Annotated in this window: 18 protein-coding genes; 8 read left to right on the top strand and 10 right to left on the bottom strand. The window is 52.5% G+C overall.

Annotation, left to right across the window (positions count from 1 at the left end; translation table 11 throughout):
* Positions 1 to 154 precede the first annotated feature (154 nt).
* The 3 genes from IAI51_RS27220 to IAI51_RS27210 all read right to left on the bottom strand — a co-directional run bounded on the left by IAI51_RS27220 (position 155) and on the right by IAI51_RS27210 (position 1954).
* The gene (locus IAI51_RS27220) at positions 155 to 1171 is read right to left on the bottom strand and encodes an ABC transporter substrate-binding protein (protein ID WP_187681287.1); all 1017 of its coding nucleotides are present in this window, start codon (positions 1169 to 1171) and stop codon (positions 155 to 157) included.
* Between the two features lie 127 nt (positions 1172 to 1298).
* Complete coding sequence (locus tag IAI51_RS27215) at positions 1299 to 1496, bottom strand: hypothetical protein (RefSeq protein WP_187681290.1); 198 nt, start codon at positions 1494 to 1496, stop codon at positions 1299 to 1301.
* An 8-nt stretch (positions 1497 to 1504) separates the two neighbouring features.
* On the bottom strand, positions 1505 to 1954 hold the full coding sequence (locus IAI51_RS27210; RefSeq protein WP_187681289.1) for a hypothetical protein: 450 nt from the start codon (positions 1952 to 1954) through the stop codon (positions 1505 to 1507).
* Positions 1955 to 2376: 422 nt separating this feature from the next.
* Between IAI51_RS27210 and IAI51_RS27205 the strand changes: the two genes are divergently transcribed.
* Both IAI51_RS27205 and IAI51_RS27200 read left to right on the top strand, forming a co-directional pair.
* Positions 2377 to 2652 (top strand): hypothetical protein, encoded by a 276-nt coding sequence (locus IAI51_RS27205; RefSeq protein ID WP_187681286.1) that lies wholly within the window; start codon positions 2377 to 2379, stop codon positions 2650 to 2652.
* Between the two features lie 49 nt (positions 2653 to 2701).
* Entirely contained in the window at positions 2702 to 2938 is a 237-nt protein-coding gene (locus IAI51_RS27200) for a DUF2789 family protein (RefSeq protein WP_187681285.1), read from the top strand.
* 6 nt (positions 2939 to 2944) lie between these two features.
* Here IAI51_RS27200 and IAI51_RS27195 read toward each other — a convergent pair whose 3' ends face one another.
* From IAI51_RS27195 to IAI51_RS27185, 3 genes are all read right to left on the bottom strand, one after another.
* Complete coding sequence (locus tag IAI51_RS27195) at positions 2945 to 3148, bottom strand: hypothetical protein (protein ID WP_187681284.1); 204 nt, start codon at positions 3146 to 3148, stop codon at positions 2945 to 2947.
* Positions 3149 to 3261: 113 nt separating this feature from the next.
* Positions 3262 to 4485 carry a methyl-accepting chemotaxis protein gene (locus IAI51_RS27190; protein WP_410458026.1) on the bottom strand — a complete coding sequence of 408 codons (1224 nt, stop codon included), beginning with the start codon at positions 4483 to 4485 and terminating at the stop codon, positions 3262 to 3264.
* A 607-nt stretch (positions 4486 to 5092) separates the two neighbouring features.
* Positions 5093 to 5497 (bottom strand): TraR/DksA family transcriptional regulator, encoded by a 405-nt coding sequence (locus IAI51_RS27185; RefSeq protein WP_003225981.1) that lies wholly within the window; start codon positions 5495 to 5497, stop codon positions 5093 to 5095.
* A gap of 471 nt (positions 5498 to 5968) precedes the next feature.
* Here IAI51_RS27185 and IAI51_RS27180 point away from each other — a divergent pair, with 471 nt between their 5' ends.
* The 4 genes from IAI51_RS27180 to IAI51_RS27165 all read left to right on the top strand — a co-directional run bounded on the left by IAI51_RS27180 (position 5969) and on the right by IAI51_RS27165 (position 10670).
* Positions 5969 to 6574: a glutathione S-transferase gene (locus IAI51_RS27180; protein ID WP_187681282.1), complete on the top strand. Its 606-nt coding sequence runs from the start codon at positions 5969 to 5971 to the stop codon at positions 6572 to 6574.
* A 2-nt stretch (positions 6575 to 6576) separates the two neighbouring features.
* Positions 6577 to 7683: a DNA alkylation repair protein gene (locus IAI51_RS27175; RefSeq protein ID WP_187681281.1), complete on the top strand. Its 1107-nt coding sequence runs from the start codon at positions 6577 to 6579 to the stop codon at positions 7681 to 7683.
* Between the two features lie 304 nt (positions 7684 to 7987).
* A complete protein-coding gene (locus tag IAI51_RS27170) occupies positions 7988 to 8959 on the top strand; it encodes a DUF4238 domain-containing protein (RefSeq protein ID WP_187681280.1) in 972 nt (323 codons plus the stop codon).
* Positions 8960 to 8969: 10 nt separating this feature from the next.
* Positions 8970 to 10670, top strand: a complete 1701-nt coding sequence (locus tag IAI51_RS27165) for a hypothetical protein (RefSeq protein WP_187681279.1) — start codon at positions 8970 to 8972, stop codon at positions 10668 to 10670.
* 130 nt (positions 10671 to 10800) lie between these two features.
* Here the strand turns inward: IAI51_RS27165 and IAI51_RS27160 are convergent, their stop codons facing one another.
* The gene (locus tag IAI51_RS27160; protein ID WP_187681278.1) at positions 10801 to 12285 is read right to left on the bottom strand and encodes a hypothetical protein; all 1485 of its coding nucleotides are present in this window, start codon (positions 12283 to 12285) and stop codon (positions 10801 to 10803) included.
* 573 nt (positions 12286 to 12858) lie between these two features.
* On the opposite strand from IAI51_RS27160, the gene IAI51_RS27155 reads away from it, so the two are divergent.
* Both IAI51_RS27155 and IAI51_RS28045 read left to right on the top strand, forming a co-directional pair.
* Positions 12859 to 13611: an ImmA/IrrE family metallo-endopeptidase gene (locus IAI51_RS27155; protein WP_262410393.1), complete on the top strand. Its 753-nt coding sequence runs from the start codon at positions 12859 to 12861 to the stop codon at positions 13609 to 13611.
* A gap of 104 nt (positions 13612 to 13715) precedes the next feature.
* Complete coding sequence (locus IAI51_RS28045) at positions 13716 to 13844, top strand: hypothetical protein (protein WP_262410392.1); 129 nt, start codon at positions 13716 to 13718, stop codon at positions 13842 to 13844.
* A 719-nt stretch (positions 13845 to 14563) separates the two neighbouring features.
* On the opposite strand, the gene IAI51_RS27150 is transcribed toward IAI51_RS28045, so the two are convergent.
* The 3 genes from IAI51_RS27150 to IAI51_RS27140 form a co-directional block, all read right to left on the bottom strand.
* Positions 14564 to 15220 carry a DUF2931 family protein gene (locus tag IAI51_RS27150; RefSeq protein ID WP_187681277.1) on the bottom strand — a complete coding sequence of 219 codons (657 nt, stop codon included), beginning with the start codon at positions 15218 to 15220 and terminating at the stop codon, positions 14564 to 14566.
* Between the two features lie 11 nt (positions 15221 to 15231).
* Positions 15232 to 15888 carry a DUF2931 family protein gene (locus IAI51_RS27145; protein ID WP_187681276.1) on the bottom strand — a complete coding sequence of 219 codons (657 nt, stop codon included), beginning with the start codon at positions 15886 to 15888 and terminating at the stop codon, positions 15232 to 15234.
* Positions 15888 to 16982 (bottom strand): phospholipase effector Tle1 domain-containing protein (locus tag IAI51_RS27140; RefSeq protein ID WP_187681275.1); only part of this gene is annotated, 1095 nt, incomplete at its 5' end. The genes IAI51_RS27140 and IAI51_RS27145, both read right to left, overlap by 1 nt.

Genomic DNA, 16982 nt, shown 5'->3' with positions numbered 1-16982 from the left:
TGTACATGCTTTTGGCGATGTGCGAGACGCTGGAGCAATACACGCCACAGGAGCTGGCGGGTTTCGCTAAAGAAGCCATCGGCTGGGTGGCCAGCCGAAGACTTTAGAGATGTGTAGATACCAATGCCGCGATAAGGCCAGTGGCCGCGGCCCTCTATTTCAAATCAGCCGAAACCTTGTCCGCCACATCCTTCGGCAACCACGCCTGCCACACATCCGGATGCGCCTTCATGAATGCCACCGCCGCATCACGGGGCGCGGTGTGTTTCTCACTCATCTCAGCCAACGCCTTGTTCAACGGCTCGATCGGAAAATCAACCTTGCTGAAGAACTCGGCAATCTGCGGATACTGCTTCTGAAACGGCGTCGACACGCCAATCGACAGCTTCGAGGCCAGCGAGCGGGTCGGTTTCGGATTGGGATTATCGGCGTCGGTCAGCGTCTTCCACGCCTCGGCGTCAAACGGCGGCTCTTCCAGTTGCACCAGTTTGAATTTGCCCAGCAACGGTGTTGGCGACCAGTAATAGAACAGCACCGGTTTGCCCCGTCGAATCGAAGAACTGATCTCAGCGTCCAGCGCTGCACCGGAACCACTGCGGAAATTGGTGTAGTCGTCCTGCAATCCGTACGCGGTCAGCTTCTGCTTATTGACCACTTCCGACGTCCAGCCGATCGGGCTGTTGAGAAAACGCCCCTTGCTCGGGTTTTCCGGGTCCTTGAACACATCTTTGTATTTCTTCAAATCACTGACACTGCGCAGGTCCGGTGCCAGCGGCTTGATGCCCTTGGCCGGGTCGCCCTTGATCACGTATTCCGGCACCCACCAGCCTTCGGTAGCGCCCTTGACCGTATCGCCCAGGCTCACGACCTTGCCTTCGGCCTCGGCCTTGACCCACACCGGACTGCGCCCGGCCCATTCTTCGCCGATGACCTGAATGTCATTGTTGGCCAGCGCAGTTTCCAGGGTAATGGTGGTGCCGGGCAAGGTGTCGGTCGGCAATCCGTAGCCCTTCTCGACGATGATCCGCAAGACATCCGTGATCAGGCTGCCGCTTTCCCAGTTCAGATCGGCAAAATGGATCGGCGCTTGTGCCGCCATGACCGATGGCACTGAAGTCAGCAAACCGAATGTGGCCACGCTGGCGGCCAATAACCGTCGAAATCCGTTCATGCATTGCACCTCGTGCTGTTCACAGCAATGGCAGGATGGCTTGGGAGAAGACCGCAAGCCTCTGCATACTCAGTCAACTGACTGTAGCCGAGGTTCCTGCTTTTTCAGGGCCAGACCCTGGACGAGGTCAGGTTTCAGACTTTTCCTGCATGCTTTGCAGCTCGCGTCTGACCATGCTGGCGTATTCCGCCGGGCGCAACGTGTAGATCTGCGCGGCCACCCAACCGAGCCAGGCGCGTTGCAACTCGGCCTTCGCGGCGAACAACCGCCGGGCCTCATCGCGCGCACTGTCGAGGTTTTGCGAATGGAAATCGGCGCGGCTCAAACCACCGATCACTCGCTGGCCTTGAAAGTCACCAGTTCACCCTTGCGCCATTTCGCGGCTTTGGCGGTGACGGCTTTCAGGGTCTTGGTCAAACCTTCCTGCAACTGCGCATGGGCGGCGAACACGGTCACCACGCTATGACCTTCCTTGAACAGGATCGCGTGGCCATCCGCCGTCTCGACGAAGGCGTAATCGCCGATGCCATAGACCGTCAGTTTGATTTCGCGAAAACGGATATCCATCTTGCCGCCTTCACGGCTGGGCAACACCGACGCACTGAAATGATCGCCAACCTTGAGCTTCAGGCCCGGTTTGTCATCGACCACCAAAGCGCTCTCAGTGTCGATTTCGGCAACGTAGATGCCTTCAGCGTTTTGCTCGGTGATGTAAACAAAACGTGATTGGAACAGCTTGACCAGCTTTGCACGCAAATCACCCAACACGAACAAAGCATGCATATCGAGATTACTGACTGCCAAAGAAACATCCCCACATCTGAATAAACCGCACACGGAAAACGCGCACGACAAAAAACGGCCAGGCCGATGGAACTGCCAAATGTCTCAAAAAAAAGCCCGAACTGAGCAGACTGCTCATTCAACGCGAGGTTCGTAAGACTACTGGAATGTCACTCGCGAAACTCACTCCAATGTCGCCAAAGCTCGAAGGAATAATCCTTACCGGCGACCAAAGAAAGCTGATTACGAACTTTAGGGAAAATTCTCACGAAAAAAAGCATTTTTCCGACATATCACTCGCGAAAAATTGCTTTAGATAAGCCCTGTCGTCAACAAGCACTGGCGATTCTAGAGCAGCGATGCTCATTACGACTACCCGAAACGGCCTGTAAATATCGGCCAACCGATGAAAAGGACTTCATATGTGCACTCTGACTCACTTCGCCATGCCCACTGACGCCCGACTCAAATCGCCCCTTATCCTGCATGTCGCCGATATGAACGATCTGCCGGAACACGAACAAAAGGATATGACTCCGCGCTTTCAAGTCGTACCGGCGGGCAACGCTTTCTTCCACATCAAGGAAAAATCGACCGGCCGCGTAAGAGGTTTCCGCGAAGATCACAACGAAGCGTGCGCCCTCGCCCGCTCACTCGAAATGCAAATCGAACTCCTGGCCAGTGCCTGCCTCAGATAAAGAGAGCGATCGACTGCGCCATACCGGCGCACATCAGAAGGAGCAAATGATGGATCTTGAAGGTTATAACTTGAAAACCCTGTTCGATCAGTTGGGTCTGCCTTCAGAGGAAACTGATATCGATGATTTCATCGATGGGCATTCACTGGACGCTGACACCAAATTAGTCGATGCGCCCTTCTGGTCAGAACCTCAGAAGCAAACGCTTCAAGAGTGGATTGGCAAAGACGATGACAGGGCAATAGTCTTCGACGAACTGAACGTACGCCTTCACGACGGCAAGTAATCTCGATCAGTGCAGGCTGTCACCAGGCGCGGCCTGCAACTGCGCGAGCCACGCAGCCCTGCACTCCTCGGCCTCGTCGCGACTGGCAAACGCAGTACCGCGCCGCTCACCATTGAGCAAAACCACCCAGCAAACACTTCGCCCCATCGCGCGCAAACCGGCGGGCACACCGCTGCCAATCATCACGGCAACATCAACTCTGCACTGCATGCAGACCTCCCCAAATCATTAGCTACCTAACTATGTAGGCATGGTAATGATTTACTCGCGGAGGAAACAGCAACGCCCGTGCATAGATTCATTGCATCAATCGCAACAATCGATCAGCGCGGGCTTTCCGGTTTATAGCCCAAACGCAGTCCGCCCCAGTGCCGCCCCTTGATCGTGATCGGCACCGACAAGTCGTGCATCAACTCACCGGTATCGCGCGTGTAAGTCTGCAACAACACCGGTTGCTGATGACTGCCACAGCGAATCCCGGTGCGGTCGGCAAACTTGCGTTTAGTGCGATTGTTAACCGCGTCGACCTGCGCATCCCCGGTCAACGGCTGACTGAACACCTGATTGTGCGTCGGCACGTAACCCTGCTGTGTGCAGGCAATGGCAAATACCAATCCCTCATGACGCGGCAGCAACGGCTCCTGAATCGCCGGCAGCACCTGATCGGTGTAACGATCAAAACGAGTCTGAAATTTCGCCGGTTGCGTATTCGCGATCGGCTGATACTGACGGTCGAACAAATCGTCGAGGCTGATCCGCCCTTGCTCGACATCCGCCTCGAAACGCGCGGCAATCTGGCTCGCCCCTTCGCGCGCCAAGTCATAGATGCGCTGGTGATAGTCATCCAGCCCGACTTCGGCCAGACGCTCACTGATGGTTTCCGCCTGCCCTTCCATCTGCACCGCCGCTTCGGCGAGGCGACGGGTCTGCTGATCGCTGACCGCCAGATCGCTGCGCATCTGCTCGATGGCTTTGAACAGACTGTCGAGTTGCTCGCGGTTGGTCTCCGCACCCCGGGCGATCTCGCCGACCTGACTTTCCACCCCTGCCACCAACCGCGCAATATTCTCCAGGTGCTGGCCGGTGTGTTCGACCTGTTCGACGCCGCTGCTCAAATCGCTGGACAGTTCGCGGATCTGCTCCACAACCTGGGCGGTGCGCTGTTGAATGTCAGCGACCATCTCGCCGACCTCGCCCGTCGCCGACGCCGTTCGCGCCGCCAAGCCGCGCACCTCATCCGCCACTACTGCAAATCCGCGACCGTGCTCACCGGCCCGCGCCGCTTCAATCGCCGCGTTCAACGCCAGCAGATTGGTCTGGCTGGCAATCGACTGAATCACCAGCGTCACCCGCTGAATGTCATCGCTGCGCAGACTCAAGGCCTCGATCAATTCACGGCTGGCATTGGCGCGCTGACTGAGCTGATGCATGCGCGAGATCGAATCGACCAATTCGGTTCGCCCCGCTGCACTGCTGTGATGCGCCTCACTGGCCGCCGCCAACGCTTCGCGGCTGAGCTGCGAAGTGGCGTGTTCGGTGGCGATCATCACCTCGGCATTGCTGACAATCCGAGCTGCCGCATCGAGTTGAGATTCAAGTTTGCTCGCCAGTTCCTTGACCGAAAACGCCACCCCGGCCGCCGACAAGGCGTTATGGCTGGTGGTGTAGGAAAGATCGCGAGTGAGTTCGGAAATCGCACTGCCGGAGTCGGCAGGCGTTACATCGGGGACAGCTCGGGAGCGCAGGCGCGGCAGCCAGACAATCAGCACCGCCAAGGGCATGCCGACGTAAAGCGACCATCCACCCAGCGTCATGCCGGCGAGCAACAGCATCAGGGCGATGCTTTGCAGAGTCGGTGCGACCCAGCGGTTTTTTGGTAAAAGCACTGGTGCAGGCAAAGCCCCAACCAGAGATCCGTCTCTCGTCATATCAACACCCCACGCTTGTTCTCATTATTGTGACTGCATTAAACGCCACTACAACGCCATTATCTATGGTCCGTTAGTCGTGGGGTCTTGCAGCAGGTCAATGGAACGGTTCGGGATATCGCAGACGAGCAAAAACAAAGATAGCAGCCCCTGCAACCCCATTTAGGAGTTGCCGAAGGCTGCGATCTTTTCAGAACGACCCGCAATCGGCGGGTCGCCTCAGGAATCAGGCCTGACGCTGGTGCTTGTCGATCTGCTCGTGACGCTCTTGAGCTTCGATGCAGTACTTGGTGGTCGGGCTGATCAGCAGGCGTTTCAGGCCAATGGCCTCGCCGCTGTCGTCGCACCAGCCAAAGCTGTCTTCCTTGATGCGCTCAAGGGCTTGTTCCAATTGCGGCAGCATGCGCTGGTCGCGATCGATCGCGTTGACCAGCCAAGTGCGCTCTTCTTCAACCGAAGCCGCGTCCGCCGGGTCAGCCGGGGTGTCCAGGCTTTCGATGGCGATACGGTTTTGCTCAATGCGCTCGTGGGTTTCGACTTTCATGTTCTGCAACAGCTCAGTGAAGAAAGCGTGTTGCTCTGCATTCATGTAGTCATCTGCCGGCATCGCCAGCAACTTGTCCTTTGTCATTGATATCTCTATAAAAAAACGTGCATTAAGGCGAAATAGGGAGCGTTCCGGCGAACCGTGTCCGGTCGACGAAAAGGCATCGTTTATTGCAAACGCCACCCGGCACTCAATTTACGAGGGGCGGCAGTCTAAGGCCCGTTTCAGGCATCAGCAACTGTAAATACAGGGAATTTGTCCGACAAAGCCCGGAAACTGCTCTGACACAAGCTTCACAGCGGTCATCGGAGTGCGTTTATAGCAAGAAATTCAGTCGAGCGGCTGTATATAGAAGACAAACGGCTATCAACGACCTGCGAGCAAGGTTATCGGCAGGCTGGAGCTTTTATACAGAACGACCTCATGGACTGCACAAAGCCCACCTTCGCCGGGGTCATGAGAGATTCACAAACAAGCCGGATTCGACGACTGACATTTCCCTCAGGCTCGGCTAGGTTATGCCTACCCCACCGGTTCGACTTGAAGGAACGCGTCATGAAACTGATCGGCATGCTCGACTCCCCTTACGTGCGCCGCGTGGCGATCTCCGCCAAACGCCTGGACATCGACCTCGAACACGAGTCAGTCTCGGTGTTCCGCCACTTCGAGCAATTCCAGCAGATCAACCCGGTGGTCAAGGCCCCCACACTGATCCTCGACGACGGCGTCGTCCTCATGGACTCGACCCTCATTCTCGACTACCTCGAAACCGTCGCCGGCAAAAGCCTGCTGCCGAAAGAGTTGAGCCAGCGCGCCCACGCCCTCCGCCTCGTCGGCCTCAGCCTCGCCGCCTGCGAAAAAGCCGTGCAGCTCTACTACGAACGCAACCTGCGCCCGGCCGACATCCAATACCAACCGTGGGTCGAACGCGTCGAAGGCCAACTCGCCGCCGCGTTCACCGCCCTCGAACACGAACTCGAAAAACACGGCTTGCCCACCGACGGCACCCTGAGCCAGGCCGGCATCAGCCTCGCCGTCGCCTGGAGCTTCACCGACCTCGTCGTCCCCGACCAGATCGACACCCGACGCTACCCCCACATCGCCCAATACACCGCCTACGCCGAAACCCTCGAAGCGTTCGTCAGCACCCCGATGACCTGAACATGAGCACAACTGAAACCACCGCACCGGCCCTCAAAGAAATCTTCAACGCCGAGCGATTGCGCCACATCGCCACCGAAATGAGCGCTGTGTATCCAGCATTCAAAACCAAAGCATTCCTTCAACATGCCAATGACGGCCTCGCCGACCTGTCCGTCATGCAACGCATGGCCCGCGTCAGCGAAAGCCTGCACGCCGTGCTGCCGCTGGACTACGAAGACTCCCTCGAAGTCCTGCGCGAACTCGCCCCACGGCTGAACAGCGGATTCGTCAGCATGTGCCTGCCGCACTACGTCGCCAGCTACGGCGCGCACGCCTTCGACACCTCCATGGACGCCCTGAAATACTTCACCACCTTCGGCTCCTCCGAATTCGCCATCCGCCACTTTCTGCGCAGCGACCTGGAACGCTCGCTGGAACGGATGCACGACTGGACTCAAGACGAAAACCACCACGTCCGCCGACTCGCCAGCGAAGGCAGCCGCCCTCGCCTGCCGTGGTCGTTTCGTCTGGAAGCGATGCAGGCTGACCCGCAATTGGCCGCCGGGATACTCGATCGGTTGAAAGCGGATGAGAGCCTATACGTACGCAAGTCCGTGGCGAATCATTTGAATGACGTGACCAAGGTGCATCCCGAGTGGGTGCTCGACACGATTGAAGGTTGGTCACTGGAAAACAAACACACGGCGTGGATTGCGAAACATGCGTTGCGCAGTTTGATCAAGCAGGGGGATCTACGGGCGTTGACGGTGATTGGCGCTGGCGGGAAGCCTGAGGTTGAGTTGCTGGATGTGAAGGTTGAACCGGCGGTGGTAAGGCTCGGGGAAGCGATTACGTTGTCGTTTGTGGTGAAGTCGACGGTGGCTGAAGAGCAAAGGCTAGTGATTGATTATGCGATTGACTATGTGAAGGCGAATGGCGGGGTATCGGGGAAGGTTTTTAAGTTAAAGACGCTGGTGTTGGCGGGGTTTGGAGAGGTGGTTGTGGGAAGGCGGCAGGTGATGAAGGATTTTACGACGCGGAAGCATTTTGTTGGGCGCCATGGGGTGCGTGTGATGGTTAATGGGGAGGTGTTGGCGACTAGCGCGTTCAACATCATCGCGGGATGACGCGACAAAGAGATTGAGGAGATATGGCGAAGGTTGAACAGGTGCGAAATCACGGGTGGGCCGCCTTCAGGTCATCATAAGCGGCGAGTTATGAAGGACTGCTATCGGCCAGAAGCGGACGTTCACAAGCGACCGCTACCGGCCAAAAGCGGACGCTGGACACGGTGATGTCGAATAGGCTGTGTCATTGATTTTGCTTTGTAGTCTTGGTCGTTACTGCGTGTCGTCATCCTTGTCGCTTTTCTCTCTGAGTGAGGTATCTTTCTCCACGAACACTTCTGACACATCACAGGTCACCGCTCCGATGACGAACGCAAAAGTTCAGCACTACGTGCCGCAATTTCTCATGCGAAACTTCGGTAACGGAAAGAAAGACCAGGTTTGGGCCTATGACAAGTCCACTAGTCGAAGCTTTCCTTCAAATACAAAGAATCTTGCCAGTGAGGGCCGTTTCTACGATTTTGAGTATCAAGGACAGCCCCTATCGATCGAGCCGTGGCTCTCTGAGTTAGAAGGTCGCACTAAATTAGTGGTCAGCACGATCCTCGATGCTGGCTCGCTTTCGTACCTTTCGCATGAGCAAAAGGTCACTTTAGCTTCGTTCCTTGCAGTGCAACTCACCAGAACCAAGACCTTTCGCGAAGAGTGGAGCGCGTTCCCGACGTTGCTGAGGGACCACCTCAAGCATAAAGGCGATCTAATCGTTCCAGGGTCGCAAGCCGAAGAATTACTTCGCGATATTCCAGACAGCGATTCGAAAGAGCACACCGCGAGGATTGTCTTCAATGCGCCATCGATTTATGCAGCTCACTTCCTAAGTAAGGATTGGGCTCTAGCTGCGACATCGAGACAACATCCCTTCCTTCTAAGCGATAATCCGTTAACGCGTCAGAACATGACTGAGCGGGTTCACCGAGGGAATCTTGGACTGACCAGCCCAGGCATTGAAATCTACCTTCCACTTTCACCCACTCGCGCCCTAGCGATGTGGTGTCCAACCCTGACAGATCTTGTTCACCGTAGCGCAGGATCATTGATCGACGGACGAGGAGCAGATGAGGTAGCTGATCCTGAGGGAATCGTTGCCATGAGCGAAACCCTTTTAAGTGGTAAACCGGTGCAGTATTCAGTTGCCAATGTTGAAAATTTCAACTCACTACAAATTGCATGGAGCGAGCGCTATGTTTTTTCTGCGTCCAACGAATTCAACCTCGCGCAGACAATGCTCGCCGAACACCCGCATCTAAGGCGCGGCCCACGCTCGACAGTTGCGTAAAAGGATAGTCATGGTATTGGAAAAGTGCTTTGCGGCTGTGTGTTTCATTCCGCTTGATCCGAACGGATCTAAATTTTTCGGCTTCTCGGAGTTTCTCGCCGGTCTTGCTCTCATGGTTCTCGCTTGGACAATTGGCGACGTTCGTTACCACTTCCGCGTGCAAACAGCGCCGATACCCCTTCAACGCTTGACCTTTTCCGTTGTCGCTATCGTAGGTGTACTCACCTTGTTGACCGACTTATGGCGTGCTCAAGGATGGCTAGTACCCCAAGGCGGTATGCTAACACCACCCTTATGGCAGGCCTTCCTCGCAGGGATCTTCCTCCTTACGTTCCTAACTTGGACATGGTTCGCTTTTATCAGGCGGCCGACTTTCGGTAAGCGCAATGCCAAGCGCTACGCGGAAACTCTGTATCGCCGCATTCTTAAAGGCGACCCAAAAGAGCTGAGTGTAATCGCTGACGAACTGACGTACTCGGCTAAGGCGCTAGTGCACTATGCGACGGAGCGAAGAGCACTTCGGAATAGTCGTCGCATACAGGATGACGACGAACAACCGGACTTGCCGATCGTGGAGGCCTATGCGAACGATATTCTACTTCTTATCGCCGACAAGCGCCTCTGTCGTGTAATCGTTGAGTCTTCATCGGGTACCGCCTTGGCGTTCTTTAATGAAATGGGCCAGACGAAAAAATATGACATCCAAGTCGAAATTTTCGCTAAAAATATCGTGAGAGAAGCTCTGTTGAATACAAATTCGTTTCTCTATCACGAAGCAATGGGATATGAGTCAGGATTGATTGGACACCATAAACCACTAAGCCAAGCAATGTTCGGAAACCACATGATGGTCGACACTATTCGGACGCTGCTTGATCCTGATAGTGTCGGAAGATTTAAATGGACCGCCGTACAGTGGCAGGCCTACTGCAGACTGGTTTTGATCACTCTGCGCGACCAGGTGGATAAACCACACTGGAATCACTCTACTGCGCTGTATCGCGCCAAGGACTACATTGAGAATGCCGTTTCCGGCTTGTATAAGCTTAATACGGTAGCCAATACCTGGGAAAGCGATGCCGCTCAATGCCTCAAGGTAGTCATGGATTTCATTAGAGATGCGGTAAAAATTCTCGATAAAAAAGGACAACCCAACCATGTCCGTCTTCGCGTGAGAGCGGAGTACGGCCACCCACGTGAGTCGCTCTACGATGACATAGCCAGCATGATTTTCGAGGTCATCTTTCATGCTTCGTCCGTAGTTTCGCCGCAGTGGGAATGCTGGTCTATCCAGCACAACTCGATTTGGGGCCCGATTTCCCGCGAGCTCAATGGACCCGGAGGCCGGGTGATAAAATTCAAGCTGCGCCGGCTTTTGTATGACGAAATAATCGGAATGAATAGCTTCCCTAATTTTAAAGGGGCAAAAATTCTCGGGTTCTGCCTGAATGTTATGGGACTGAAAATGCGGGACGGAGATTACGACAAAGAAAATCGGCCGTTGCACAAGTCGATTCTTGGATGGACGAAGGCACATTATGTCTCGTTGCACATTAACACCCCCCGCGTCGCTGAAGCCTGCCTTGTAGACGGTATCAGTTATGATGTTGAGAACCTTCAACTAGTTAAGACATATGCAGCGGACGGGCTTCGAGGCGAGGCGAGTTATGTGCGACTGAAACTCGAACCCGCTAATCCAACACGGGAATGAACGAATTGCCCATAGTTTCATAAGAGCTATTGATCGGCTGCTTCTGGCCGATTTCTGTCTTTCACGACAGGCGGGAGTCGGCCAAGAGCGGAAAGTGCCCACTAGATCCGTCCTCTTTCTTTATATTCCATTAGTTATAGTTTTTTGACTTAGATGCCAACGAAGCCACCAGTAGGCCTACTGATATCAAACCAAAGAATGACATGGTTGCCCCGATCATATTAAGTGATTCACTGGCCTGATTTATTTCCACTATCGAGATGTTAGTATAAGACTGAAAGGAAAATGTAATGGATCTTAACGCATCGCTATAGGTGCTAGAGTCTTGCTTGAAATAACCGAGTGACGAAGTTATAGAAATAATAGCTATTGAAAATAGTATTATATTGAAAGGTCTCTCCCCATACCCCCAATATAATTCTTGTAGAGACATCCATAAGTAACCAATCAGCGCATATAATCTGCTTCCTATTCCTGTGGCAGACTTATCACTTGAGAAAATTTCCCACCTGTGTTTCCGGTCTGATTTCTTCTCTGTCAAAAAATGCTTTCCAGCCAAATCAGGATACCCTAAATGTGAAAAAATCATTTTTGCAGACTTGTGGAAGTTTTTCTTTTCATTGGTTGAGGAATTGAATATATCAGAATATTCTAAGCGACAATCTAAAAGCTCGGTAGCAGACAGCTTCAGATCAAGTCGCCGCGACCTTATCGAAGACCTGTCAAGCTTTGAGTTGCTCAGCTCAATCTTGTGATCGCCATGCTCAAACTGACAGGAGGATAAACCGCCATTTTTTACGGTCATTTCAACTGAACATTGATGAAACGTTATCGCGTGAATCGAACCTACAACATTGAAGTTTCTCAATGTGGAAAATGCGATGATTTGAAAGCTGGTGATGATTGGAGAGATAAGCGTCAGGTTGTCAATATTTGTAAATTCGAGATTTTTTTCTCCCACTACACCGTCTGCTATTTCTACTCCGCCTCCGCCAAGCTTGAGCAGTTCGAGCCTCGGTGGAGCTTTTACAAAAGGCATTGATTTTAATGAGTCAGCGGTAAAGCTTGGCATGAATAATGGTATGTTTAGTTGTATGTTTGAATTGCTGTTCAAATAGTCTGAGGATTTTGATGTTCTTCCTGAAGGCGTAAAGAACAGAGCGATACCCCTGATGTCTTTTAGCTTGTTAGGAAAAGCCCATTCCATTCTGGAGTAGGCCCAATCAATATAGCTTACAAATAAAACCTGTCTCAAAATCTTAAAGCGAGCTGTTTTTCCAGAATCGCTTTTCCCAAAAAACTCATATCTGACAACTTCATAGGCGGGGAATTCTTTAAAAATTGAAACTCCCACGTCGTGTTCGATATAAGTTGCATTTTCTCCATAGGATTTTATGAATCTGGATGGGCCGTGAAACAACAAATCTGCTTCAGTCAATCCAACCTGTTCAGACAGCCATAAGGAAAAATAAGGTAAACTATCAAACAAAAATGCGACAATCCTAGGGAAATCATGCTGTCGCCTCCAATTATTAAAGTCTTCATCCTTCCAGAACAACCAATCACTTGGCGCAAGCTCAATATTTTCTTTGTACTGCTTACTACTTACTAACATATTATCTTTCCTTATGGATCGAAGAAGGCACGCTCTTGCATTAATTTAAGCCAATAAACTTTTAATCAGAAGTTGTAGGATGTCTACATACTATATCAACGCCATCATTTTGGCATGACAGCCTCGCTCATAACCTTGTCTATTTTCTCCTGCCTTCTCACTGAGATCAGCATGGATCGTTGACTGGCCGAATTGGGCACGTTGCACTTCATTGGTAAGCAATAGCTTCACTAGCCCCTCAGTCACCAACCGTGGTTGATTCGCGACAGATCGGGGATTTGCTTAAGAAAAAAGGGGGAAATATTTATTATGCAGACTGTCCGCTTTTGGCCGAAAGCGGATTTGTGGAAACTCGCCCGTATCCGGTTTCAGAGGCTTCCCAACCTACGCTTTAACTCACCGGCCCCGGCTCCACCCACCCACTCAACCAATCCACTCCCAATACCAAATCAACGAAAAAATAGAATCATCCGGAAGGCTCAGTTCCTGAAACCGTCTGCATGGTGGTTTGCTCATGAGCTTGACCTATTCAACACCGTTCGTCAGCTGGATCCAAATCTGACGGAGAGATGGTTGAACGCCCTACATATTGTGGTTATTTTTGTTTCTAGCACAATATGTGGTGATGGCGAAATGGATCGAGAATACATCCAAGAAGCAGCGCATTGGGTTCACGAAGGCCTTTGGGCAAACAAGGAAGCTCTGTGGCCTGGCGGACAACCTCCACTATTAAGCATGCTCGATCCCGCAGTTGCGGCTTCACTGTTGGGACTGACGTATCTGGAGCTCCCGACCCTTGGTTCCACAAGATTTGCTCCACAAGGTCAGAAATTCCAAGCAGCTGGGATATTTGATCGGCGCTCCGGAAAAATCGCAGTCTCTACCGAATTCCCATTACATGAACGCCGTTTCACAGCTGCTCATGAGATAGGCCATTTCCTACTTCATGAGCAAGAAATTATGCATAGGGACCGGCCGATAGGCGGCTATCACTCACTATCGACCAAACCTCTGATTGAGCGCGAAGCGGATTATTTCGCAGCGTGTTTCCTTATGCCCCCTAAGCTTGTGATTGCTCGGTTTGAAAGCCAGTTTGGATGCAAGGGGCAGTTTCATTTTAACGATGTCAGTTGTTTTCACCTGAACGCTAACGATCCAAATTCCCTTCTTTATGCCTCGCAAAATTCACTCGACCGAGAAATAGCTTTGGCTCGCTGTACCAGATTCAACGGCAAGGCAATCAATTCTTTGGCTCAGCAATTCAGAGTATCTGACAGTGCCATGGCGGTTCGAATCAAGGAATTGAATTTGGTGCGCTGGCCATAGAATTAAGAAAGCAACCTTGGCAGGAGGGCAAAGGGGAAATTTACTTTATGAGAAGTGGAAAAGTGCAAAAACCACAATCAATATCAACGTTAAGGAGAAAGCTTATGGCGCTTAAACCAGGCCCAAAACCAATCGCTAAATCAACCGGTAAAGTTGACAAGCGTCGTCGTGATAATAAAGACACGCAAGGAAACAATCCCGACTTAAAACCTAGCAAATCCTCAAAAAAATAAGTTGTCGCTGGCAGAAGCTACTGTAACGGTAGCTTTTGTCATTGAAAAAAGGAGACTGATTTATTTCTCAGAAAAAATCAGTCCCCAGTTTCAAGAGAAGATAAGCTCCAACCAGAACAGGGGGCGTCTAGGTTTTTGGACGCAATCAGGGTCGTATAACCGGACCCAAGGGCTCGTGTATTCAGTAATTCGGGCTCATGAAATCGCATCTCACTTTCAAGAGTTTGTCGAATCGAGCACGGTGGGTTTTGTACCCAATGCTAGTGCTTGCCTTACTTAACTTTTTCACCTCCGTAGCGGTCAGTCAGTATCTTTGGGGGCGATGCGCTCAACGGATATATTCAGGCGTGAAAATATTTTGTGTGTGCTCATGGAAGCCGCGTCAAAGTATCGCCAGAAATTTGGCAATACAGCTACTGGCATGCAGTGACCGCAATGGGAGGCATCCTGTTTTCGTTTGCGGAGGTCGCTCTCTTCGCTAACACAGGTGACATCACAATTGACTGGAATGCGCCCTAATCATTCATCCAGTTGGACGGCTTACCATCCGCTTAATTCTAGCGTTGAACGTATGTTTCTGACCGAAAGCTGTGGCTCACGAACGGCCGCTTCTGGCCGAAAGCGGCCATTCACGAGCGACCACTATCTGAAGAACGCGACCCTTCGATAAACGATTGCACTGACAGACTGTAGGAGAAATGCCACCCTACTCCTGACTCCTACCAACTTCCGTATGGAATACCGTATCTCTCGATGTACCGCGTGGTCTTCTCACTAACGGGATACGCGTATCGCCCTTCGTTCTTACCCTGGCTCGGCCCTAACGGTTCGATATCAGCTTGGGCTCTGCCCACCTTGACTGGTCGGTGACAGGAATCTCGAACAAAAACCTGCACAACGCCCCTAGGTGCCAATCCCAAATAAATAGATGCGCTGTAACTGGCCTGTTGCTCCGGCGTTTCGGGGCACCGCTGATTAACCGAGGCCATCATCAGTTGTCTCGCCTCTTCGGGCACATCAACCCAAACCTGATAGGTCTGCGGTTCAACAATGGATTGCCAGCGCACGTAGATGCGCTTGGGGAGATCAGCGCCTATTACCGCTTTTGAGGCAGCGCCCACAGCGTGCCAGCCTCGGGCAGACGCTTTACCGCTTTCGGGTTCCCCACCTGCGGCCGTACCTCCTCCCGTGCGCTTGAACAGCTTGCCGCTTACGTCTTCGACGGCGCTGTCTTCAACCCACACTTTCATGTAATAGGGTTCGGTGAACGCGAGTTCCCACGACTCGGCTTTGGGATCGTTTTTGCCTGATAGCGGATCTGCAGATTGGCAACCGGCCAAGAACAATATGCATAGCAGCGTGATGCTTAGCTTCATTGGGTTACCGTTTACCAACTTCCGTAAGGGATGCCCCACCTCTCAATATAACGTTTGGCCTTTTCACTCACTGGATAGGCATACCGACCACCGTGCTTCCCCTGCTGCGGGCCGAGCGGTTCAATCTCGCCTTGGGCATGGGCGACCTTTGTTGGGTGGTGGCACGAGTCTCTAACCCATGCTTGGAGCACTCCGCCAGGGGCAAGTCCCACATACAACGAGGCCATATATCGAGCTGCTTTTTTGGGCGTTTCCGGGCAACGCTGGTGTGTTGATTTCACCATCAACTGCCTAGCTTCTTCTGGAATTTCTATGAAACCTTTATAGGTCTTTTGTTCTGATATGGACTGCCAACGGACGAAGACGAGTTTTGGAAGGTCGGCACCCGTCACTGGAATTCCAGCCCCCCCAGCTACCCCCCAACCACGCGCTGATTCTGTACCATCTTCCGGCTCACCGCCTGCAGCGGACTTCCCGCCGACTCTGAAAAACATCCTGTTATTGATGTCCAAAACCGAACTGTCTTCCACCCAAACTTTCATGTAATCCGGTTCAATAAACCCCAACTCCCACCATGGAGATTTAGGGTCATTCGCGCCGGTGTCGGAACTTCCGGTTTGGCATCCTGCCAACAGTAAAACACCGAGCAAGGCGATCATTGCTTTCATTACCAAAGCTTCCAATCAGGTACGTGTGGGTGTTGTACGCGAACCGCGTCTTCTGTCGGAGCATTGATATATACAGCGTCAATGCCACTCCCGTCCGTTCTTCCGAGGGGATGGTTCCAATTCGCGGAGGTGTGGATGTATTTGAGCCTCAGCAGCGCTTCGTCCTCAAGTGTGGTTTTGTAATCACCCGCGAGAAATCGATCACACAAGGACTGGAGTTCTTCAGGGATTGAGTACTCGTCATCTTCGGGTATGTCGGAGAACTGAACGCCCTTTTCTTTCGCTAGTTGATGCATGACTCTCAGGTAGATTCTCGAAAGCTTACCGCTAACCGGGCGTTTGAGTTGTAGAGCTGCATATACGCGTTTCTGTCCCTGCGTGAGCCTGTCTTGGTGCTCCTGCGGAATTTCGAAGGAGGCTGGTGTGACAATTTCCAGTAAATGGGCAGGCCATCCTTTAGCGACCCACTGACGTTTGACGCGCGCAGCATCTTGATAGATCGACGTGGTAGAAACGTCGGTATGCCGCGGAACAGCAAGTGTTTGCATAGGGCTGACCAGCACACACTCTTCGACTTCATCGAGGTAGCTGCCGCCGATATCCGAATGGACTCCAGGAAAGGAGTACTCCGGATGGGCTGGTTTCACTCGGCTGAGTGCGAAATTCGCACGACATTCATCTCTGGCTACGAGATGGATAACATCTGTGAAGAACTGGCGATCCAGGTAAAGCTTTACACCGGGAGCGATAGGACTCTTCACCCGACCAAAATTGGTGAAACCGGCAATGGAAGGTACCGTATCGAAAAGCCCGATAAATCCCATTTTGATGCCGCTGCCGTACTGACTATCAAAGCTGCGGCTAAAATCTCGGGCATTTCTGTTTAGCACATTTCCCAAAGGGCCTCGCTTACCTCGCACCACTTCATTTGAGAAGTGTCGCGCCGCCGCAGCTCCACGGCTAAAGCCAAACGTATCAAAGACCAGAGAGGCGATTTCACTGTCGGGATTATCTTGCAGTATCTGTTCAATAGTTCGTTCTATTTGAGTGAAGGCCTCTTGCACACGCCCCGCCACACCCGTATCACCCCGCCC

It is taken from the genome of Pseudomonas sp. N40(2020) (assembly GCF_014472415.1).
GTDB lineage: Bacteria > Pseudomonadota > Gammaproteobacteria > Pseudomonadales > Pseudomonadaceae > Aquipseudomonas.
Note: the sequence above shows the minus strand (reverse complement) of the source record. Positions and strands in the feature narration are given on the sequence as shown.